This window comes from Gallibacterium sp. ZY190522, assembly GCF_054166015.1.
This window is the reverse complement of sequence record NZ_CM135118.1, coordinates 2076976-2096811: the sequence shown is the minus strand read 5'-3', so window position 1 is coordinate 2096811 and position 19836 is coordinate 2076976. Positions and strand designations below refer to the sequence as shown.

Below are 19836 nucleotides of genomic sequence, written 5' to 3'. Positions count from 1 at the left end.
TCATTATGTCTGTTGAACAACAACGTTTGGTTAATGAACTCTATCATCGTGGTATTCACGATCAACGAGTTTTACAAGCGATCTATGAAGTTCCTCGTCCTTTCTTTATTGAGGAGGTCTTCCGTCAACACAGTTACGAAGATATGCCGTTGCCGATTGGTGATGGACAAACCATTTCACAACCCTATATCGTGGCAAAAATGACAGCATTGCTGCAATTACAATCGACCGATAAAGTGTTGGAAATCGGCACCGGCAGTGGTTATCAAACCGCAATTTTAGCCAAATTGGCACAACAGATCTTTAGTGTAGAAAGAATTAAATCCTTGCAGTGGCAGGCAATGCACCGTTTTAAAAAATTAGAATTACATAATATTCGCTTAAAACACGGCGATGGCTGGGAAGGTTTAGCTGGACAAGCACCATTTAATGCGATTATCGTTACCGCTGCGCCATCAACTATACCAACTGCATTATTACAACAGTTGTCGGATGGCGGGCGACTCGTTTTGCCGGTAGGAGAAGAGCAACAAGTTTTGCAACGTATTACGCGTATTAATGATAAATATCAGATTGAAAATATTGAAAAAGTTAAATTTGTGCCATTAGTAAAAGGAGATACTTTATGAATCTGTTTGGCCGAATGTATGACAAAACAATGCAATGGTCGAAACATAAATTTGCCGTTTATTGGTTATTATTAGTTAGCTTCATTGAAGCTATTTTTTTTCCTATTCCTCCGGATGTGATGTTGGTGCCAATGTCGATGTCAAAACCACAAAAAGCTTTGCGTTATGCTATTTATTGTGGTTTAGCTTCAACTATCGGCGGTATAATCGGTTATGCTGTTGGCTATTATGCTTTTGATTTTATTAAAGATTATATTGCTCTTTGGGGATATCAATCACATTGGAACACAGCTGTATCTTGGTTTGAAAAATGGGGTATTTTAGTGGTTTTCGTTGCCGGCTTTTCGCCAATCCCCTATAAAGTGTTTACCATTTGTGCTGGTGTAATGCAAATGGCTTTCTTGCCGTTTGTTGCAACTGCATTTATTTCCCGCACCGCTCGTTTTCTTTTAGTGGCAAAATTATCCGCTTGGGGCGGAGAACGATTTGCCGCACAATTACGCAATTATATTGAAATCATTGGCTGGGGCGTTGTAGTATTAGCAATCTGTGCCTATTTTCTCTTAAAGTAGCAAAATTTTAATAGGAATATTTATGAAACAATCTTTTTTACTTATCCCCGTCGTTGCTGCCGTGCTTGCAGGTTGTAGCAGTAATAATTCTGCTCCTGTCGAAGATGTTGATGGTACATTAACACCGGGAATTATGCAGTCCGTCAGTAATAGTGCAAATTCCAACTGGGAACCACAGGTACAACAACAACAAATGCCTTCCGATATGATGGCGGCACCACAAACACAAACTCAGCCAGTGCAAACTCAACCAACTTATCAACAACCACAACCTGTTTCAGCGCCAACACCAGCACCTCAACCGGTAACAAAACCAGCTACGAAAAAAGCTGTTTCTCAAGATTTCACTATTCCACGCAATCCACAAACCAATGCACCTGACTATAGCAAAATAGATAAAGGTTTCTATAAAGGCGACAGTTATACTGTACGTAAAGGCGATACAATGTTCTTAATTGCCTATATTTCCGGTATGGATGTGCGTGAATTGGCGGCATTAAATCATATTCCCGAACCTTATAAATTAAGTGTCGGTCAAAAATTACGTATTAGTAACAATGCGGCGGAAAGCAATGAAACTATTGCAGCGACCACAACTACTGCATCAACTACAACAGCTGCTACCGCACCGACACAACCAGCTGTCACTTACACACCGGGTCCAAACGGTACAGCTTACGGCTCTGACGGCACAGTAATTGGTCCAATTAAATCTACTGCTGGTACAATGCAGACAACCAGCAACAATTCCGTCAATACCGTTCCGGTTGAACCGCAGCCAACTAACACCGTTAACCAAGCACCACGTAATATTGAGCCTGTTGCCGTTAATAACAGTAACATCACTTGGATTTGGCCGACAAAAGGCAATATTATTCAAGGCTTTTCCAACAGTGATGGCGGCAATAAAGGGATCGACATTGGAGGTTCTCGAGGTCAAGCCGTTTATGCGGCCGCACCCGGACATGTTGTTTATGCCGGCAATGCATTGCGTGGCTATGGTAACTTGATCATTATTAAACACAATGATGATTATCTCAGTGCTTATGCCCACAATGAATCTATCTTAGTAAAAGATCAGCAACAGGTGACGGCGGGGCAACAGATCGCAAAAATGGGAAGTTCCGGAACCAATAGTGTTAAATTACACTTTGAGATTCGTTATAAAGGCAAATCGGTCAACCCAACCAATTACCTACCAAGAAACTAAAATGACAAACGGTATCGCAAAGATACCGTTTTTTATTGCAAAAAAATAACGACGCTAACCTTAAGGAGTTTTTTAATGAAAAAAATCACAATTATCAGCGGCAGTACTTTAGGCGGTGCGGAGTATGTAGCTGAACATTTAGAAGACTGTTTACAGCAACAAGGTTTCAAAACCAATTTATTTCACGGCCCTAATGAGTTAAATCAAGTGATCGAGGATAAAAACTGGCTGATAGTCACTTCTACACACGGTGCTGGTGATTTACCCGATAATTTACAACCGCTTTTTGAACAGATTAATGAAGAAAATCCAGATCTTTCCGATCTGCGTTTTGCTGTGGTCGGTTTAGGAAACAGTGATTACGACACTTTCTGTTTTGCAGTAGATCGGGTTGAAACCGAGCTTACACAATGTCACGCCGTAAAGATCTGTCCTTCACTGCGAATTGATATGTCAGTTTGTATCGATCCGGAAACTGAAGCGGAACAATGGCTGCCAAATTTGCTTAATAATTTTGCCTGATCTGTCGTGATCGCCTGTGGATAAACTGATGAATTTCCATTATATAAACTGTTTTATTGCTGAATATAATTTTATAAATTAGATCACCTGTGGAAAAAAAAGCACTTTATCCACAAAAAAGATCACACTTTCGCTAATGATCTTCACAGTTTCATAAGGATCTTAACTCATTAAGATCTTTATGAAAAACAAACTTTCTCACAAGGATCTAAGCTACTAATAATAACAATAATAAAAAGATCTCTATATAGAGATCTGTTCTATTATTAGTGATCATTCATTGTGATCTTAAAAATTAAATTTTAACAGATCCTCAAAATTCAGTTAAAATAATCAAATTTTCTTATCACAAATTAATTTTCAAATTTTAGGTTTTTTATGCTTTATCCAAATCAATATGATGTCATTGTTGTCGGTGGGGGCCACGCTGGTACAGAAGCAGCTCTCGCCCCGGCAAGAATGGGTCTAAAAACATTATTAATCACACATAATATAGATACTTTAGGGCAAATGTCCTGTAATCCCGCAATCGGAGGGATCGGTAAAGGACATTTAGTAAAAGAGATCGATGCTTTAGGCGGTTTAATGGCTCACGCTACTGACCAAGCAGGAATTCAGTTCAGAACATTAAATAGTAGTAAAGGGCCTGCTGTAAGAGCAACTAGAGCTCAGGCAGATCGTGTTTTATATCGTCAGGCGGTTAGAACGGCTTTAGAACGGCAGCCTAATTTAGATCTTTTTCAACAAGAAGTAACTGATATTCTTATTGAAAATGGTCACGTAAGCGGTGTTAATACTAAAATGGGATTAACATTTAAGGCTAAAGCAGTGGTATTAACAGCAGGTACTTTCTTAGCAGGTAAAATTCACATTGGTCTTGATCATTATGAAGGTGGACGTGCCGGAGATCCTGCATCCGTTCGTTTAGCAGAACGTCTTCGTGATCTTGATCTGCGCGTAGCTAGATTAAAAACTGGTACTCCACCGCGTCTTGATGCAAGAACTATCGATTTTTCCGTGCTAAAACAGCAACACGGTGATGAGATTTTACCGGTATTTTCCTATATGGGAAGTGTTGATGAACATCCACAACAAGTGCCTTGCTACATCACTCATACTAATCTTAAAACACACGATATTATTCGTGCTAATTTAGATCGCAGCCCAATGTACACAGGGATCATTGAAGGGGTTGGTCCACGGTATTGCCCTTCGATAGAAGACAAAGTAATGCGGTTCGGTGATCGAAATGGCCATCAGATCTTTTTAGAACCAGAAGGATTAACTAGCAATGAGATCTATCCAAACGGCATTTCTACCAGTCTACCGTTTGATGTGCAAATGGGCATTGTTAACTCAATGCAAGGTTTGGAAAATGCTCGAATTGTTAAACCGGGCTATGCGATTGAATATGATTTCTTTGATCCGAGAGATCTGAAACCTTCTTTAGAAACGAAAGCGATCAACGGTTTGTTCTTTGCCGGACAGATCAATGGCACCACAGGTTATGAAGAAGCGGCGGCACAAGGTATTCTTGCGGGATTGAATGCCGGTTTACACGTACAAGACAAAGAGGCGTGGTATCCGCGTCGTGATCAAGCATATATCGGTGTATTGGTTGATGATCTCTGCACATTAGGTACGAAAGAACCATATCGTGTCTTTACTTCGCGTGCGGAATATCGTTTATTGTTACGTGAAGATAATGCCGATTTGCGTTTAACTTCTATTGGACGTGAGCTTGGTTTAATTGATGATGCACGTTGGGCAAGATTTAATCAAAAATTAGAAAATATTGAGCTTGAACGTCAACGTTTAAGACAAATTTGGATTCATCCTCGTTCTGAATATTTGGATGAAGTCAATTCTGTGTTGAATTCTCCGTTAATACGTGAAGCGAACGGTGAGGATCTGCTACGCCGCCCGGAGATAGATTATGAAAAATTATGTCAATTAACCCCTTTCCAACCGGCAATGCAAGATAAAGAGGCAGTGGAACAGGTTGAGATTTCGATTAAATATCAAGGTTATATTGAGCATCAAAAAGAAGAAATAGAACGACATAAACGCCACGAAAATACTTTAATTCCTTCTGAATTTGATTATTCCGCTGTTGTTGGCTTATCTAATGAAGTGAGATCTAAATTAGAACAGTATCGACCTGTTTCTATTGGACAGGCTTCGCGTATTTCCGGCATTACTCCAGCAGCAATTTCAATTCTATTAGTTTATTTGAAAAAGCAAGGAATGTTGAAACGTGGTGAGTAAGATGTTATTGGAAAAACTGACTCAATTATTGTCAATTGTCGATATTCCCTTGACCGATCAGCAAAAGTCTCAATTAGTGAAATTAGTGGAGCTTTTACATAAGTGGAATAAGGCATATAACCTTACTTCGGTGCGTGATCCGCAAGAGATGTTAATAAAACATATTTTAGATAGTTTAGTGGTAAGCCCTTATTTGGTTGGAAGACGTTTTATTGATGTTGGTACTGGGCCGGGATTGCCTGGCTTACCGTTGGCGATTGCTAATCCGAATAAAAAGTTCTATCTGTTGGATAGTTTAGGTAAACGCATCAGTTTTATTCGTAATGCAGTGAGAGAATTGGAGCTGACTAATGTTGAACCTGTTTTAAGTCGTGTTGAGGAGTATCAACCGGAGCAAAAGTTTGATGGCGTATTAAGTCGTGCTTTTGCTTCTTTATCTGATATGACGCAATGGTGTCAGCATTTACTGAATGAAAATGGTTTTTTTTATGCGTTAAAAGGTCAATATCAAACAGAAGAAGTCAAAATGCTAAATAATCGTTTTCAAGTGATTGATGTTGTTACGTTAGCTGTGCCAGAATTAGTGGGAGAAAGGCATTTAGTAAAAATAAAAATTGTAGCATAATTTTAACAAAAAGAGATTTTATGCAAAAAGGAAATCAAAAAGTTAAAATTTTTATTAAAAATGTTAACTATGTAACACTTTTATAGTATTAAATCGATTGCATAAAATCATAGTCCTCGTATAATTGAGTGGTGCATAAACGGGATAATTCCTTCAATTCAGAGCAATTCATAGAGTAACAATTTGTGTTTTGTTTTGTGAATTGAAATATGGATAGAATCTGAACAATGTCTTTTTGGATTAATCATACAAAAACGCTCTATAAAAAAATATTTTTAACGATGGCAATGATTATTGCCGTCGTTTTTATTGGGATGTATTTTTTTAAACCGGATTATGCCTTTTCTTATTTAATCGGCGCTTTAATTGGTTGGATTCCTCAAATTCTATTTGTTGGTTTTCTGATTTTTAAAGGATTAAAAACAGCGCAAATAAATAAGGCTAAAGTGTTATACCAAGCTGAAATTTTTAAAATTTGTATAACTATTTTGTTTTTCGTGATGTTGTTTGTCTTTGATAAAACAGTGTCACCATTAGGATTATTCGGTGGTTACTTGGGAGTAATCTTTTTGAATAATTTCTTGTTATTTCGTTTAAGAAATAGTAACAAGGTAATAAACTAGCATCTTAACAATCAGTAGGAACAAATATGTCTGCAGAAGGTTCATCTCTTACTTCTATGGAATATATTAACCACCACTTAGGCAATCTTAAAGCTGGTGAGGGTTTTTGGTCATTCCATTTTGATACTCTTTTATTCTCTATTATTTGCGGTGTTGCTTTTTTGTATCTATTTTATCGTGTAGCACAAAAAGTAACGACTGGCAAACCAACAAAACTACAAGCGGCGGTTGAGATCTTGGTTGAATGGATCAACGGTGTTGTTACTGAAAATTTCCACGGTAGTCGTAATGTTGTTGCGCCGTTAGCATTAAGCATTTTTGTTTGGGTGTTTTTGATGAATACTATTGACCTTATTCCGGTCGATTATTTGCCGAAGCTAGCCGCTATTTTGTCTGGTAATGATGAAATTCATTTACGTGCAGTACCAACTACTGATATGAATCTTACTTTCTCATTAGCTTTGGGTGTGTTTGTGCTGATTATTTTCTACACTGTGAAATCTAAAGGAGTAAGTGGATTTGTTAAAGAATATACAATGCATCCATTTAATCATTGGGCATTAATTCCTGTTAACCTTATCCTTGAATCTGTAACTTTACTTTCTAAACCTGTATCTTTGTCACTTCGTCTTTTCGGTAATATGTATGCAGGTGAGTTGATCTTTATTTTGATTGCTGTGATGTATTCCGCCAATATGTTTGTTGCCACAATGGGAATTCCATTGCAGATTATTTGGGCAATCTTCCACATTTTAGTTGTTACATTACAAGCATTTATCTTTATGATGCTTACTGTGGTTTATGTAAGTATTGCTTACAATAAATCGGAACATTAATTGATTTTTTTAACCTCAGCATTTTGCTGTTATCTTTAACCAAACTGGAGAAAAATATGGAAACTGTAATTAGTGCAACAATTATCGCTGCATCTATCATGTTCGCTTTTGCTGCTTTAGGTACCGCTATTGGTTTCGGTATCTTAGGTGGTAAATACTTGGAATCAGCTGCTCGTCAACCAGAGTTAGCAAACTCTTTATTGACAAAAATGTTTATCGTTGCTGGTTTGCTTGATGCGATTGCGATGATTGCAGTAGGTATCGGTTTATACTTTGCGTTTGCAAACCCATTCGTTTCATTGTTAGGTTAATACATAACGGGTTACTCTTTATAGAGTAAATCAACCAACTTCAATAGGAGGTCCGTTGTGAATATCAACGCAACATTAATTGGACAAACAATAGCTTTTATCATCTTTGTATGGTTTTGCGTGAAATATGTTTGGCCACCGATTATTAAAGCTATCGAAGAGCGTCAATCACAAATTGCGAATGCGTTGGCTGCGGCTGAAGTAGCGAAAAAAGAACAAGCGGATACACAAGCACTGATTGAAAAAGAAGTGAATGCGGCAAAAACACAAGCTCAATCTATTATTGATGCAGCGAATCGTCGCCGTAATGAAATTTTAGCTGAAGTTCAAAATGAGGCAGAAACTTTGAAAGCAAAAATCGTGGAACAAGGTTATGCTCAAATTGAAGCTGAACGTAAACGTGTTCAGGAAGAATTACGAGCTAAAGTGGCTTCTTTAGCAGTGGCCGGTGCTGAAAAAATTGTTGCTCGCAATGTCGATGAAGCTGCTAATAACGACATTATCAATAAATTAGTGGCTGAATTATAAGGAAGGTAAGCTATGTCAGAATTTACTACAGTAGCTCGTCCTTATGCGAAAGCGGCTTTTGATTTTGCGATTGAACACGATCAATTAGCTCAGTGGCAAACAATGTTAGGTTTTGCGGCAGCTGTAGTTACTGATGATAGAATGCAAAATTTATTAGTCAGCGATTTATCAGCAAATAAAATTGCCGATATAGTGATTAAAATTTGCGGTGATCAGTTGGATAAATATGGTGAAAACCTTATCCGTATTATGGCTGAAAATAAACGTCTACAAGTTTTGCCGGCTGTGTTGGCATTGTTTAAAGAGTATGTGGATGATTATAAGTCAATCACAGAAGTTTATGTTACCTCCGCTTTTCCATTAAGTGATAAGCAACAAAAAAATATTATTGTTGCAATGGAAAAAAGGCTTGCTCGTAAAGTTAAATTAAATTGCAATGTGGACAGTACTTTAATTGCGGGAGCAGTTATTCGTACTAATGAATTTGTCATTGATGGAAGTAGTCGTGGTCAAATTGCTCGTTTAGCTAATGAGTTGCAATTGTAAGAGGAAAAAAAGATGCAACTAAATTCTACAGAAATTAGTGAACTGATTAAAAAACGTATTGCCCAGTTTGAAGTCGTTAGTGAAGCACGTAATACTGGTACAATCGTTTCCGTGAGTGATGGAATTATCCGCATTCATGGTTTAACAGAAGTAATGCAAGGGGAAATGATTGCATTACCTGATAATCGTTATGCTATTGCACTAAACTTGGAAAGAGATTCAGTTGGTGCGGTAGTAATGGGACCTTATGCTGACTTGGCTGAAGGTATGGAAGTACAATGTACTGGACGTATTTTGGAAGTGCCAGTCGGTCGTGGTTTATTAGGTCGTGTGGTTAATACATTAGGTCAGCCGATCGATGGTAAAGGTGAGATTGAAAATGATGGTTTCTCTCCGGTTGAAGTGATTGCACCGGGTGTTATTGATCGTCAATCTGTTGATCAGCCAGTGCAAACCGGTTATAAAGCGGTTGATTCAATGATTCCAATCGGTCGTGGTCAACGTGAGTTAATTATCGGTGACCGTCAAACCGGTAAAACCGCATTGGCGATTGATGCAATCATCAACCAACGTGATTCAGGTATCAAATGTGTTTATGTCGCTATCGGACAAAAAGCTTCAACAATTGCCAACGTCGTACGTAAATTAGAAGAATATGGTGCGTTGGATAACACTATTGTTGTGGTGGCTTCAGCGGCAGAATCTGCAGCTTTACAATATCTTGCACCATATGCTGGTTGTGCGATGGGTGAATATTTCCGTAACCGTGGCGAAGATGCATTAATCGTTTATGATGATTTATCAAAACAAGCTGTAGCATATCGTCAAATTTCATTGTTATTACGTCGTCCACCTGGACGTGAAGCCTTCCCTGGTGACGTTTTCTATCTACACTCTCGTTTATTAGAGCGTGCGGCTCGCGTTAATGCCGAATTCGTAGAACGTTTCACTAATGGTGAAGTTAAAGGTAAAACAGGTTCATTAACTGCATTGCCTATTATCGAAACTCAAGCGGGTGACGTTTCAGCATTCGTTCCGACTAACGTAATTTCTATTACCGATGGTCAGATCTTCCTTGAAACCAACTTATTTAACTCCGGTATTCGTCCGGCAGTTAACCCGGGTATTTCCGTTTCTCGTGTTGGTGGTGCTGCTCAAACTAAAGCAATGAAGAAATTGTCAGGTGGTATTCGTACTGCATTAGCTCAATATCGTGAATTGGCAGCGTTTGCGCAATTTGCTTCCGACTTGGATGATGCAACCCGTAAACAACTTTCTCACGGACAGAAAGTTACTGAATTGTTGAAACAAAAACAATATTCACCGATGACTGTGGCACAACAATCTTTAGTCTTGTTTGCTGTTGAATTCGGCTATTTGGATGATGTTGAGTTAGACCGTATTGGTTCATTTGAATCTGCATTATTGGAATATGCACAAAATAATTATGCAGAATTTATGCAAGAATTGACCAAAACCGGTAAATATGATGATGCAGTAAAAGATACCTTAAAGGCAATTTTAGACTCATTTAAACAAAACGGTGCTTGGTAATTACCATAGACGTAACGGAGAGATGAAATGGCAGGTGCGAAAGAGATAAGAACCAAAATCGCCAGTGTACAGAGTACACAGAAAATTACTAAGGCGATGGAAATGGTTGCTGCCTCCAAAATGCGTAAAACGCAAGAACGCATGTCTTCTTCACGTCCGTATTCTGACACAATACGTTACGTAATTAGCCATGTATCAAAAGGTAGCATTGGATATAAACACCCTTTCTTGGTTGAAAGAGAAATTAAGAATGTTGGTTACATTATCGTTTCAACGGATCGTGGATTATGTGGCGGTTTAAATATTAATTTGTTTAAACGTGCTATGAATGAAATGAAAGCGTTCAATGATAAGGGTGTCGGTGTTCAGCTAAGTTTGATCGGTGCTAAAGGAATTAACTTCTTCCAATCTTTGGGAATTGCGAAAGTGATTTCTCAAACTTCAGGAATTGGTGATACCCCTTCTGTGGAAGAGTTGATTGGTACTGTTAATACGATGGTGGATGCTTATAGAAACGGTGAGGTTGATGCGGTTTATCTCGTATTTAATAAATTTATTAATACAATGTCGCAAAAACCGACCCTTGAAAGATTATTGCCTTTACCTTCAATGGAAAACGATCGTTTACAAAAAGGTATTTGGGATTATATCTATGAGCCAGATCCGAAAGTATTGCTTGATAGTTTATTGATTCGTTATATCGAATCTCAAGTGTATCAGGCAGCAGTAGAAAACTTAGCATCTGAGCAAGCGGCGAGAATGGTTGCAATGAAAGCTGCAACAGACAATGCGGGTAATTTGATTAACGAATTACAACTTGTTTATAACAAAGCTCGTCAAGCAAGCATCACAAATGAATTAAATGAAATTGTCGCTGGTGCGGCTGCAATTTAAAGTAGATTAGAGGAATGATAATGGCAACTGGAAAAATTGTACAAATCATCGGTGCCGTCATTGACGTTGAGTTTCCACAAGATGCTGTGCCAAAAGTGTATGAAGCATTAAACGTTGAAACCGGTCTTGTGCTTGAAGTACAACAACAATTAGGTGGTGGTGTTGTTCGTTGTATCGCAATGGGATCTTCAGACGGATTAAAACGTGGTTTATCTGTAACTAATACAGGTAGCCCAATTTCTGTACCGGTTGGAACAGAAACATTAGGTCGTATTATGAATGTACTTGGTGAGCCAATTGATGAACGTGGTCCTATTGGCGAAAAAGAACGTTGGTCAATTCACCGCGCTGCACCGAGTTATGAAGAACAAGCAAACAGTACAGAATTGTTGGAAACCGGTATTAAAGTTATCGATTTGGTTTGCCCATTTGCGAAGGGGGGTAAAGTTGGTTTGTTCGGTGGTGCGGGTGTAGGTAAAACTGTTAATATGATGGAACTTATCCGTAATATCGCAATTGAACACTCAGGTTATTCCGTATTTGCAGGGGTAGGTGAACGTACCCGTGAAGGTAATGACTTCTATCACGAAATGCAAGAATCCAACGTTTTAGATAAAGTATCACTTGTTTACGGACAAATGAATGAACCACCAGGTAACCGTTTACGTGTTGCATTAACCGGTTTGACTATGGCTGAAAAATTCCGTGATGAAGGACGTGATGTATTGTTTTTCGTGGATAATATTTATCGTTATACCCTTGCTGGTACAGAGGTTTCTGCGTTGTTAGGTCGTATGCCGTCAGCGGTAGGTTATCAACCTACTCTTGCGGAAGAAATGGGGGTTTTACAAGAACGTATTACTTCAACTAAAACTGGATCAATCACTTCCGTACAAGCGGTTTACGTTCCTGCGGATGACTTGACTGACCCATCTCCGGCAACAACTTTTGCTCACTTGGATTCAACTGTCGTATTAAGCCGTCAAATCGCTTCACTCGGTATTTATCCTGCGGTGGATCCGCTTGATTCAACTTCACGTCAATTAGATCCGCAAGTTGTTGGACAAGAACATTATGATGTTGCTCGTGGCGTACAGGGTATCTTACAGCGTTATAAAGAATTGAAAGATATTATCGCAATTCTTGGTATGGACGAATTGTCTGAAGAAGATAAATTAGTGGTGGCTCGTGCACGTAAAATTGAACGTTTCTTATCACAGCCGTTCTTCGTTGCTGAAGTATTTACCGGTTCACCGGGTAAATATGTGCCATTAAAAGAAACAATTCGCGGCTTTAAAGGTATTTTAAACGGAGAATATGACCATATTCCTGAACAAGCGTTCTATATGGTTGGTTCTATCGATGAAGTATTAGAAAAAGCGAAAAAAATGTAATTGCTCCTAAGGCAAACAATCGCTAAGGAGATAACTAATGGCAACGTTTAACTTAACAGTTGTAAGTGCGGAAGAAAAAATATTTTCAGGTGTTGTTGAAAGTATTCAGGTTACAGGGAGCGAAGGTGAGTTAGGTATTCTCGCCGGGCATACTCCGTTATTAACTTCGATTAAACCTGGCATCGTAAAAGTGATGAAAGAAGGTAAAGAAGAAGTTATTTATGTATCCGGTGGCTTTCTTGAAGTACAACCGGGAAATGTGATTGTATTGGCGGACACTGCGATTCGAGGAGAAGAACTTGATAAAGAACGTATCCTTGCAGCGAAACGCCGTGCAGAAGAAAATATTCGCAGTGCGCATAAGGATGGTAATTATGAGCTTATGGCTTCTAAACTTTCCAGAGAACTTGCGAAATTGCGTGCTTATGAACTCACAGAAAAATTAGTCAAAAATAAACGCTAATTCTTAATATTGAAAAAGCCGGTTATAGCGATATAGCCGGTTTTTTGTTGGCAATAATTTTCGGCATAGTAGACAAAATTGTTGCTAAAAAGTGGCTTAAAGCCTTATAGTACAAGGCTTTAAGCCCTCTTTTTGAAATATGAATAAAAAACTGCCCATTTTGCCAAAGTGCAGAAATAAAGAAACATGGCAAATTAAATAATTTTCAACGTTATTTTTGTCACCAATGCCATAAAACATTTACGTTCAAAAAGAAATTAGAGCCAATAAAAATTTGGTCTGATTACACTTGTGGAAAACAAACTTATCAACAACTTGCAATTAAATATCATTGTTCCGTTAGAACCATTCAAAGATATATAGATAAATCCCCCAAAACACCCTTAAAATTACCTCAAAATCGATACCTGAACATTATTATGGATACCACCTTTTTTGGTCGCTATTTTGGTGTTTTAGTGCTGATGGATTCAAAAACAAATAAGGTAGTTTGTTATCACTTTATACGAACAGAAAAGGATATTTATTACAAATTAGCATTAAATCGACTAAGAGAAAAAGGCTATATAATTCAAGCTATTACTTGTGATGGGAGAAGAGGATTAATGAAAGATCTTTTTAATACTCCGGTACAGATGTGTCAATTTCATATGATAGCTATTGTAATGAGAAAATTAAGAAAAAAACATCAATCATCAGCAGGTAAGGAATTAAAAATTATTACTAAAACAATAACAGAAAGCACAAAAAATGAATTTTATCTTCGCTTACATACATGGTATTTAAAGCACGAGATTTTTTTAAAAGAACGAAGTGAAAAAGCGAATGAAAAAGGCTATTTCCCATATAAGCATTGAAACATAAGAGGCGCTTATGCCAGTTTAAAATGGTATATGAATTATTTATTCTCTTTTGAAAAGTATACTGAAATAAATATTGAAAAGACGACAAATAGGATTGAAGGATTATTTAAACATCTAAAACGTCAATTAAATAATCATAATGGCTTAACAAAATAGCATAAGATTATGTTTATAAAGGATTTTTTAAATAAAAAGAGTTGCTAATATTTTGAAAAATAAATATTAGCAACAAAATTGTCCACATGGCATAGTTTTTGATAGATCAGCAACAATTTTGTCTACTATGCCTAATTTTCATTAATTATAATTAGTTGATATATATTATCTTTTTTATCTTGGAGCAGAAAACACTCCATATAATAGCATCTCCTAAGGGTCATATAAAATAAGTTTATTTTGTAAAAGTAATCATAGAGCTGGATTACTATTCGCGGTATTATTAGTTTTCGGTGGAGAAGTGTTAGGTCGCATCATTTTTTATGGACTGCATATGACGGTAGGTATGGCAGTTTGATGTTAATGATGGCTATGCCTAATGATTTAGGCGTAGTTCCTTTCTGTGGGAGATACAATGATGGAACGAGAAAAGTTTTTAGAATGGGTAAAAACAAGTGGTTATTGGATGGGAATGTTATTATATTTTGAACCAAGACACTCTGTTTTAAAGCCTATTCTAGATGCATTGGATCATATGGATTGGCAAGGAGATTGGTTTCCAGCACTCAAAAATGAGGATGAAATTGTGGCGTTGTTACGCCAACGTGATAATTTGCCGGAACAATTCCAAGCGCAATTTATTGGGCCTAATGCTTTACCGGCACCGCCTTGGAGTACAGTTTATTTGGATGAAGAGGCTGTCATCTTCGGCAAACCCTTAATAGATCTACGCAAATTTATGTTAAAAAATGACATCTGTTGTAATGTTGGCACTGAAGAACCGGAGGATCAGGTCGGCTTGATGTTAATGATGGCAGGTTATATCGCCAACAGTAATCCGAAAATTCTGGATGAATATTTAGCGAAGTATCTGTTTACTTGGGTGTGGCGTTATTTAAGCTTGCTCACTAAACAAACAGAATCGCCTTTTTATCGTGGAATCGGATTAATTGCGGAACAGACTTTATCGTTATGGCAGATGAACATTAAATGCTCTGTTCCAAAATTACCACTCTATTTTTAGCAATGATGACAACAAAAGACGAACGTTATTATTCGGCATATTTGTCACATCATAATATTTCAAGACGAGGGCTTTTTCGTCTGTTTAAACAATCACCGCAACAACAATCGTTGCGGCGATTACAAAATCGCCCACCGTTTGCTGCAAAAGAGTCGTTGTTTACCGCTTTTTGTGATGGTTGTGGTAAATGTGCGCAAGTTTGCCCATATGGGTTAATCCAAATTGAACAACAAAAAGCGACTTTAGCGATAACTTATACTGCCTGTGATTTTTGTGGACTCTGTGCACAAGTTTGTTCAACAAAAGCATTACATCCGGCATTCAAAGCAGACACTGAATTAAGACCATACTTCTTAACGGAATGTTTACAACAACAGGGACAAGCGTGTGATAGTTGTATACAAAGCTGCTCGACAAAAGCGATCCGACTTGATAGTAATAAACAACTTATGGTTGATTTATCGCACTGTAATGGCTGCGGCGAATGTAAAGTCAGCTGTTTTATGAGTGCGATAGATTTGACATTAATGGAATGAAAAATGCAGTATCGGAATACTGCATTTTTCTTACAACCACCCTTTTCGTTTGAAATAAAGGAATGGGAATAAGGCGGCGAGAGCCATTAAAACTAAGGCGAATGGGTATCCGAATTTCCAAGTTAATTCCGGCATATTGGCAAAGTTCATGCCGTAAGTGGAAGAAACCAATGTTGGCGGTAGGAAAATCAAGGATGCTACAGAGAAGATCTTCATAATTCTGTTCTGTTCGATATTCATAAAACCCATTGCCGCCTGCATTAAGAAGTTCACTTTTTGGAATAAAGATTCGTTGTGAGGTTGTAGCGACTCAATATCTCGTAATACTTCACGAGCTTGTTCTAACTGGCTAGCTGGTAAGCGAGTTTTTCGCACTAAGAAACTTAATGCCCGTTGTGTATCCATCAAACATAAACGCACTTTTGAGCTTACGTCTTCTTGTTCAGTAAGAGTAGATAGTGCTTGATCAAAGGCTTCACCTTGTTTCCCTTCAAGAATAATACGGCTTAATTTTTCTAAATCAGCATAAACAGTTTCTATAACATCAGCCAACTGTTCAATTTTAGTTTCAAATAAATCAAGCAGTAATTCATAAGCATTGCATTCGAGTAAACGTTGAGTTCTGGAACGCATACGATAAAGACGGAAAGCCGGCAATTCACGGTCTCTTAATGAGAACAAACGTCCGTCGCGTAAGGTAAAAGCAACGGTGGCTATATCGGCGTAATCATCTTCATCTTCACAATAAAAGAAAGAGTGTAAATGTAATCCGTCTTCATCTTCAAAGAAACGTGCGGATGCCTCAATGTCTTCCAATTCAAGATAAGAAGCTAAGCTTTGACCTAGTCCTTTTTGTAGCATCTCACGTTCTTCAGCTGTTGGTTCTAATAAATCAATCCAAATTGCATCATTTAATGCATCGCTGTTTTCATCAATTCGCACTAAACGTGCGTCATCTAAGGCAAATGCTCCAATCATCTGTTCTTACTCCCTAAGTTGGGTTTTGAACAACGCAATGAACAAAATAAAAAAGATTCCAGTTTATTTAAAATAATGGGAAGTTTGATACTTACCGACTTTTCGCCGATAAGCAAAAGAGGCTATGAGGCGAAAATATTAGTTGTAATAGTAAAACCAGTATCGACTGTGACTGTCCAAAGTGTTTGTCCTCATAGAAAAAATATCGGGCGGAATGTTACTCTTGTCAAATGAAATAGTCAAGTTTCACTATTAATGAAACTTGACTTTACTTTAAAGATTAATTTTTCTTTTCAAAATCATTGATATGTTTGTTGGCTGAAATCCAGGCTGCTGTATAGCCAATAGCAGAACAGATAATAGTCATAAGAAGTATTTCTGAAATAGCTAAGCCATTTAAGGCAATTTTTATAGCAAAAATATCAGCAACATAACCTACAGCAGTAGAGAAATAGCTGATTAATAAAAAACTAAAAATAGTAGCTAGAATACTGCCTAACATACCATAAATAATGCCGCTGCAAAGAAATGGTCGAAGAATGAAGTGATTAGTAGCCCCAAGCAGTTTCATTACTTCAATATTAGTGCGGCTGCTATAAACATCGGAACGTACACTATTTCCAATAACTAAAAATACTGCCAAGCTCATTAAAAAACTGCAAATAGTGGCAATTTTTGCGATTAAATAGGAGATTGCTCCTAATTTTTCTATCCAGCCCTCATCTAAACGTACTTCCTGTACGCCTTTGACTTTCGCCAGTTCTGTGCGTAATTCCATCATTTTATCGCTGCTTTTATATTCATTTGTTGGTTTTATCATCACTACAGCTGGTAAAGGATTGTCATCTAAAAGAGATAATTCTTCATTAAATCCTGACCATTGACGAAAATCTTCAAGGCTTTTTTGGCGAGAGATATAATTGAGAGAATCAACACCTTGTTGCGCTCTGAGTGACTCAACAACGCGTTCTGTATCCTGTTCACTCAAATTCTTATTCAGATAGACCGCCAATTCAGATTCCGGATAGAAGTTATCGATAGTATATTCCACATTTTTCCATAATAAATAAGTCGTTACCGGAATAGTTAATGAAACGGCGATCACAATAACGGTTAATAATGTACCGAGTTTTCTTTTTAATAGTTCACGAAATACCATTTGGAAGACAATTTTTAATTGCAAGAATATGGAAGCGTTGAGATGACGTTGGTTCATAATAATCCCATTAACAAATAAACTGTTTTAAGTGTCCTTGTTCTAATACGATGGTAGGTTTTGGATTTTGTGTGATGATATTGACATCGTGTGTGGCAATAATCACTGTTACGCCCATACTGTTCAATTGTTCGAAAAGATGAAAAATATCTAATGAAAGTTCTTTATCCAAATTTCCGGTTGGTTCATCTGCCAATAAAAGTTGTGGGCGATTAACAATTGCTCGTGCAATATCGACTCGTTGCTGTTCACCACCAGAAAGTTGTTGCGGATAGTAATCAGCACGATGGAATAATCCTACACGATCTAGAGCCGCCGAAGCACGTCTTTTTACTTCATTAGGGTGCATTCCATTAATTACTAGTGGTAAACCGACATTATCCAACACTGTGTAATTAGTGAGTAGACGATAATCCTGATGTACCATTCCTATTTGGCGGCGTAAATAAGGCATTTCAGATGCAGGTAAACGGGTAATATCGTGATTGTTGAACCAAATATTACCGCCATTGGCACGTTCAATACCAAGGATCAGTTTTAACAGCGTGCTTTTACCGGCACCGGAATGCCCAGTGATATAGGTCATACTGCCGACAGGTAAATGAAAACTGATTCCTTGTAAAGCGGGTTTGTTTCCGCCACTATAAACTTTACTCACATCTGAAAACCGAATCATAACTGTTCCTTAAGCCTCTTTATCTGATATAAACAGCGCTTCAATAAACTCTTCGCTATTAAATGGGCGTAAATCATCAATTTTTTCACCCACTCCAATATAACGAATAGGTACATTAAATTGATCTGCTAGTGCAAAAATGACACCGCCTTTTGCTGTGCCGTCCAATTTAGTTAGTGTAATTCCTGTAATGCCGACTGCTTCATTAAATAATTTCATCTGACTAATGGCGTTTTGACCGGTGCCGGCATCTAATGTCAGCATAATTTCGTGTGGTGCATTTTCATCATATTTTTTCATCACTCGCACAATTTTTCTTAGTTCATCCATTAGATTATTTTTATTTTGTAAACGACCTGCGGTGTCGGCAATGAGAATATCCACCCCTTTTGCAGTTGCAGATTGCATTGCATCAAATAATACTGAAGCGGAATCTGCACCGGTTGCTTGAGCGATAACAGGAATATGATTCCGCTCACCCCAAACTTGTAACTGTTCCACAGCTGCTGCTCTGAAAGTATCACCGGCAGCTAACATAACGGATTTACCTTGCTGCTGGAACTGTTTTGCTAATTTACCAATGGTTGTGGTTTTACCTACACCGTTTACACCGACCATCAGAATAACAAAAGGTTTTTTATCGGTTAGCACCAAAGGTTGTTCATTCGGTTTCAAAATAGTTGCTAATTCGACCTTTAATTGTTGATAGAGTAATTCCGCATCTTTTAACTGTTTACGACTGGCGTGTTCTGTTAGATTTTTAATAATTTTATTAGTGGTTGGCACGCCAATATCGGCAATTAACAACTGTTCTTCTAATTCTTCAAACAGATCATCATCAATTTTTTTACCTGAAAAAAGAGAGCGAAAACCGGCACCGATATTTTGTTTGGTTTTCACTAAGCCTTGTACTAAACGGCTGAAAAAGCCTTGTTTAGTGGGTTTTTCCTGTGTTTCAATTTTTGTAGGCTCAGGCTCAGGCTCAGGCTCAGGCTCAGGCTCAGGCTCAGGCTCAGGCTCAGGCTCAGGCTCAGGCTCAGGCTCAGGCTCAGGCTCAGGCTCAGGCTCAGGCTCAGGCTCAATTTGTTGTGGTGGAAGTGAAGAAGTTTGTTTTTCTTGCTGTTCTGTTGTTGCTATTTCTGTGTCGGTAAGTTGTGATTCAGCAATCGGCGTTTCAGTTTTCGGTGCTTCAGTTTGTGGATGCTGATCTGAAATAACATTATCTGCATTTTTATCAGTTTTTGTTTCCTGTTGTGTATTTTGTTGCGGTTGTTGAGATTTATTACGACCGAATAATGATGCCCAAAAGCCTTTTTTCTGTTTATTTTCCGACATATTTATTTCCAAATTAATATCAAATGATAATCTGCATAAGGTTATGCACAAAGTGAAAAGAATAGACTAAAATACCG

Annotated in this window: 22 protein-coding genes and 1 pseudogene; 19 read left to right on the top strand and 4 right to left on the bottom strand. The window is 37.8% G+C overall.

The annotated features are described in order from the left end of the window. Positions 1-5 precede the first annotated feature (5 nt). The 19 genes and pseudogenes from ACXPAV_RS10095 to napF all read left to right on the top strand — a co-directional run bounded on the left by ACXPAV_RS10095 (position 6) and on the right by napF (position 15554). Complete coding sequence (locus tag ACXPAV_RS10095; RefSeq protein ID WP_039172411.1) at positions 6-629, top strand: protein-L-isoaspartate(D-aspartate) O-methyltransferase; 624 nt, start codon at positions 6-8, stop codon at positions 627-629. Next, the gene (locus ACXPAV_RS10090) at positions 626-1201 is read left to right on the top strand and encodes a YqaA family protein (protein WP_458003394.1); all 576 of its coding nucleotides are present in this window, start codon (positions 626-628) and stop codon (positions 1199-1201) included. Before ACXPAV_RS10095 ends, ACXPAV_RS10090 begins: the two co-directional genes overlap by 4 nt. 22 nt (positions 1202-1223) lie before the next feature. Further along, positions 1224-2411: a murein hydrolase activator NlpD gene (gene nlpD, locus ACXPAV_RS10085; RefSeq protein ID WP_458003393.1), complete on the top strand. Its 1188-nt coding sequence runs from the start codon at positions 1224-1226 to the stop codon at positions 2409-2411. Between the two features lie 75 nt (positions 2412-2486). Next, positions 2487-2933: an FMN-binding protein MioC gene (mioC, locus tag ACXPAV_RS10080; RefSeq protein WP_458003392.1), complete on the top strand. Its 447-nt coding sequence runs from the start codon at positions 2487-2489 to the stop codon at positions 2931-2933. A gap of 378 nt (positions 2934-3311) precedes the next feature. After that, positions 3312-5201 (top strand): tRNA uridine-5-carboxymethylaminomethyl(34) synthesis enzyme MnmG, encoded by a 1890-nt coding sequence (gene mnmG / locus ACXPAV_RS10075; protein WP_458003391.1) that lies wholly within the window; start codon positions 3312-3314, stop codon positions 5199-5201. 1 nt (position 5202) lies between these two features. Next, positions 5203-5826, top strand: a complete 624-nt coding sequence (gene rsmG / locus ACXPAV_RS10070) for a 16S rRNA (guanine(527)-N(7))-methyltransferase RsmG (protein ID WP_458004422.1) — start codon at positions 5203-5205, stop codon at positions 5824-5826. A gap of 227 nt (positions 5827-6053) precedes the next feature. Then, positions 6054-6449, top strand: a complete 396-nt coding sequence (locus ACXPAV_RS10065) for an ATP synthase subunit I (protein WP_039172400.1) — start codon at positions 6054-6056, stop codon at positions 6447-6449. A gap of 26 nt (positions 6450-6475) precedes the next feature. Further along, positions 6476-7285 carry a F0F1 ATP synthase subunit A gene (atpB, locus tag ACXPAV_RS10060; RefSeq protein WP_039141281.1) on the top strand — a complete coding sequence of 270 codons (810 nt, stop codon included), beginning with the start codon at positions 6476-6478 and terminating at the stop codon, positions 7283-7285. Between the two features lie 56 nt (positions 7286-7341). Next, complete coding sequence (gene atpE, locus ACXPAV_RS10055; RefSeq protein ID WP_013746002.1) at positions 7342-7596, top strand: F0F1 ATP synthase subunit C; 255 nt, start codon at positions 7342-7344, stop codon at positions 7594-7596. Positions 7597-7653: 57 nt separating this feature from the next. Then, positions 7654-8124 (top strand): F0F1 ATP synthase subunit B, encoded by a 471-nt coding sequence (gene atpF / locus ACXPAV_RS10050; protein ID WP_039172398.1) that lies wholly within the window; start codon positions 7654-7656, stop codon positions 8122-8124. A 12-nt stretch (positions 8125-8136) separates the two neighbouring features. Beyond that, positions 8137-8670 (top strand): F0F1 ATP synthase subunit delta, encoded by a 534-nt coding sequence (atpH, locus tag ACXPAV_RS10045; RefSeq protein ID WP_458003390.1) that lies wholly within the window; start codon positions 8137-8139, stop codon positions 8668-8670. A gap of 12 nt (positions 8671-8682) precedes the next feature. Further along, positions 8683-10224, top strand: a complete 1542-nt coding sequence (gene atpA / locus ACXPAV_RS10040) for a F0F1 ATP synthase subunit alpha (protein WP_013745999.1) — start codon at positions 8683-8685, stop codon at positions 10222-10224. A 27-nt stretch (positions 10225-10251) separates the two neighbouring features. Continuing rightward, a complete protein-coding gene (atpG, locus tag ACXPAV_RS10035; protein ID WP_013745998.1) occupies positions 10252-11118 on the top strand; it encodes a F0F1 ATP synthase subunit gamma in 867 nt (288 codons plus the stop codon). A 20-nt stretch (positions 11119-11138) separates the two neighbouring features. Continuing rightward, complete coding sequence (gene atpD / locus ACXPAV_RS10030; protein ID WP_458003389.1) at positions 11139-12512, top strand: F0F1 ATP synthase subunit beta; 1374 nt, start codon at positions 11139-11141, stop codon at positions 12510-12512. Between the two features lie 37 nt (positions 12513-12549). Continuing rightward, positions 12550-12975 (top strand): F0F1 ATP synthase subunit epsilon, encoded by a 426-nt coding sequence (locus ACXPAV_RS10025; protein WP_013745996.1) that lies wholly within the window; start codon positions 12550-12552, stop codon positions 12973-12975. Between the two features lie 143 nt (positions 12976-13118). Beyond that, positions 13119-13832: an IS256 family transposase, variant Zn-binding type gene (locus ACXPAV_RS10020; protein ID WP_458004421.1), complete on the top strand. Its 714-nt coding sequence runs from the start codon at positions 13119-13121 to the stop codon at positions 13830-13832. Between the two features lie 430 nt (positions 13833-14262). Next, positions 14263-14352: pseudogene (locus ACXPAV_RS10015) on the top strand (dimethyl sulfoxide reductase); the annotation flags it as partial. A 57-nt stretch (positions 14353-14409) separates the two neighbouring features. After that, positions 14410-15018 (top strand): Tat proofreading chaperone DmsD, encoded by a 609-nt coding sequence (dmsD, locus tag ACXPAV_RS10010; RefSeq protein WP_082985553.1) that lies wholly within the window; start codon positions 14410-14412, stop codon positions 15016-15018. Further along, positions 14985-15554: a ferredoxin-type protein NapF gene (gene napF, locus ACXPAV_RS10005; protein WP_245176446.1), complete on the top strand. Its 570-nt coding sequence runs from the start codon at positions 14985-14987 to the stop codon at positions 15552-15554. Before dmsD ends, napF begins: the two co-directional genes overlap by 34 nt. Positions 15555-15584: 30 nt before the next feature. Here the strand turns inward: napF and corA are convergent, their stop codons facing one another. From corA to ftsY, 4 genes are all read right to left on the bottom strand, one after another. Beyond that, a complete protein-coding gene (corA, locus tag ACXPAV_RS10000) occupies positions 15585-16532 on the bottom strand; it encodes a magnesium/cobalt transporter CorA (protein WP_039136178.1) in 948 nt (315 codons plus the stop codon). Between the two features lie 280 nt (positions 16533-16812). After that, positions 16813-17748 (bottom strand): permease-like cell division protein FtsX, encoded by a 936-nt coding sequence (ftsX, locus tag ACXPAV_RS09995; protein WP_458003388.1) that lies wholly within the window; start codon positions 17746-17748, stop codon positions 16813-16815. A 10-nt stretch (positions 17749-17758) separates the two neighbouring features. Further along, positions 17759-18424, bottom strand: coding sequence for a cell division ATP-binding protein FtsE (gene ftsE, locus ACXPAV_RS09990; protein ID WP_013745987.1), 666 nt, complete (start codon positions 18422-18424; stop codon positions 17759-17761). Between the two features lie 9 nt (positions 18425-18433). Then, positions 18434-19759, bottom strand: coding sequence for a signal recognition particle-docking protein FtsY (gene ftsY, locus ACXPAV_RS09985; protein WP_458003387.1), 1326 nt, complete (start codon positions 19757-19759; stop codon positions 18434-18436). Positions 19760-19836 lie beyond the last annotated feature (77 nt).

What these genes read in the sequence shown, in the direction of transcription:
- atpE (WP_013746002.1), top strand. Translation starts at nt 7,342, where the DNA reads ATGGAAACTGTAATTAGTGCAACAATTATCGCTGCATCTATCATGTTC.
- ACXPAV_RS10065 (WP_039172400.1), top strand. Translation starts at nt 6,054, where the DNA reads ATGTCTTTTTGGATTAATCATACAAAAACGCTCTATAAAAAAATATTT.
- napF (WP_245176446.1), top strand. Translation starts at nt 14,985, where the DNA reads ATGCTCTGTTCCAAAATTACCACTCTATTTTTAGCAATGATGACAACA.
- ACXPAV_RS10095 (WP_039172411.1), top strand. Translation starts at nt 6, where the DNA reads ATGTCTGTTGAACAACAACGTTTGGTTAATGAACTCTATCATCGTGGT.
- atpA (WP_013745999.1), top strand. Translation starts at nt 8,683, where the DNA reads ATGCAACTAAATTCTACAGAAATTAGTGAACTGATTAAAAAACGTATT.
- atpH (WP_458003390.1), top strand. Translation starts at nt 8,137, where the DNA reads ATGTCAGAATTTACTACAGTAGCTCGTCCTTATGCGAAAGCGGCTTTT.
- ACXPAV_RS10025 (WP_013745996.1), top strand. Translation starts at nt 12,550, where the DNA reads ATGGCAACGTTTAACTTAACAGTTGTAAGTGCGGAAGAAAAAATATTT.
- atpB (WP_039141281.1), top strand. Translation starts at nt 6,476, where the DNA reads ATGTCTGCAGAAGGTTCATCTCTTACTTCTATGGAATATATTAACCAC.
- corA (WP_039136178.1), bottom strand. Translation starts at nt 16,532, where the DNA reads ATGATTGGAGCATTTGCCTTAGATGACGCACGTTTAGTGCGAATTGAT.
- atpD (WP_458003389.1), top strand. Translation starts at nt 11,139, where the DNA reads ATGGCAACTGGAAAAATTGTACAAATCATCGGTGCCGTCATTGACGTT.
- ftsE (WP_013745987.1), bottom strand. Translation starts at nt 18,424, where the DNA reads ATGATTCGGTTTTCAGATGTGAGTAAAGTTTATAGTGGCGGAAACAAA.
- ftsX (WP_458003388.1), bottom strand. Translation starts at nt 17,748, where the DNA reads ATGAACCAACGTCATCTCAACGCTTCCATATTCTTGCAATTAAAAATT.
- nlpD (WP_458003393.1), top strand. Translation starts at nt 1,224, where the DNA reads ATGAAACAATCTTTTTTACTTATCCCCGTCGTTGCTGCCGTGCTTGCA.
- rsmG (WP_458004422.1), top strand. Translation starts at nt 5,203, where the DNA reads ATGTTATTGGAAAAACTGACTCAATTATTGTCAATTGTCGATATTCCC.
- mioC (WP_458003392.1), top strand. Translation starts at nt 2,487, where the DNA reads ATGAAAAAAATCACAATTATCAGCGGCAGTACTTTAGGCGGTGCGGAG.
- atpG (WP_013745998.1), top strand. Translation starts at nt 10,252, where the DNA reads ATGGCAGGTGCGAAAGAGATAAGAACCAAAATCGCCAGTGTACAGAGT.
- ftsY (WP_458003387.1), bottom strand. Translation starts at nt 19,759, where the DNA reads ATGTCGGAAAATAAACAGAAAAAAGGCTTTTGGGCATCATTATTCGGT.
- mnmG (WP_458003391.1), top strand. Translation starts at nt 3,312, where the DNA reads ATGCTTTATCCAAATCAATATGATGTCATTGTTGTCGGTGGGGGCCAC.
- dmsD (WP_082985553.1), top strand. Translation starts at nt 14,410, where the DNA reads ATGATGGAACGAGAAAAGTTTTTAGAATGGGTAAAAACAAGTGGTTAT.
- ACXPAV_RS10090 (WP_458003394.1), top strand. Translation starts at nt 626, where the DNA reads ATGAATCTGTTTGGCCGAATGTATGACAAAACAATGCAATGGTCGAAA.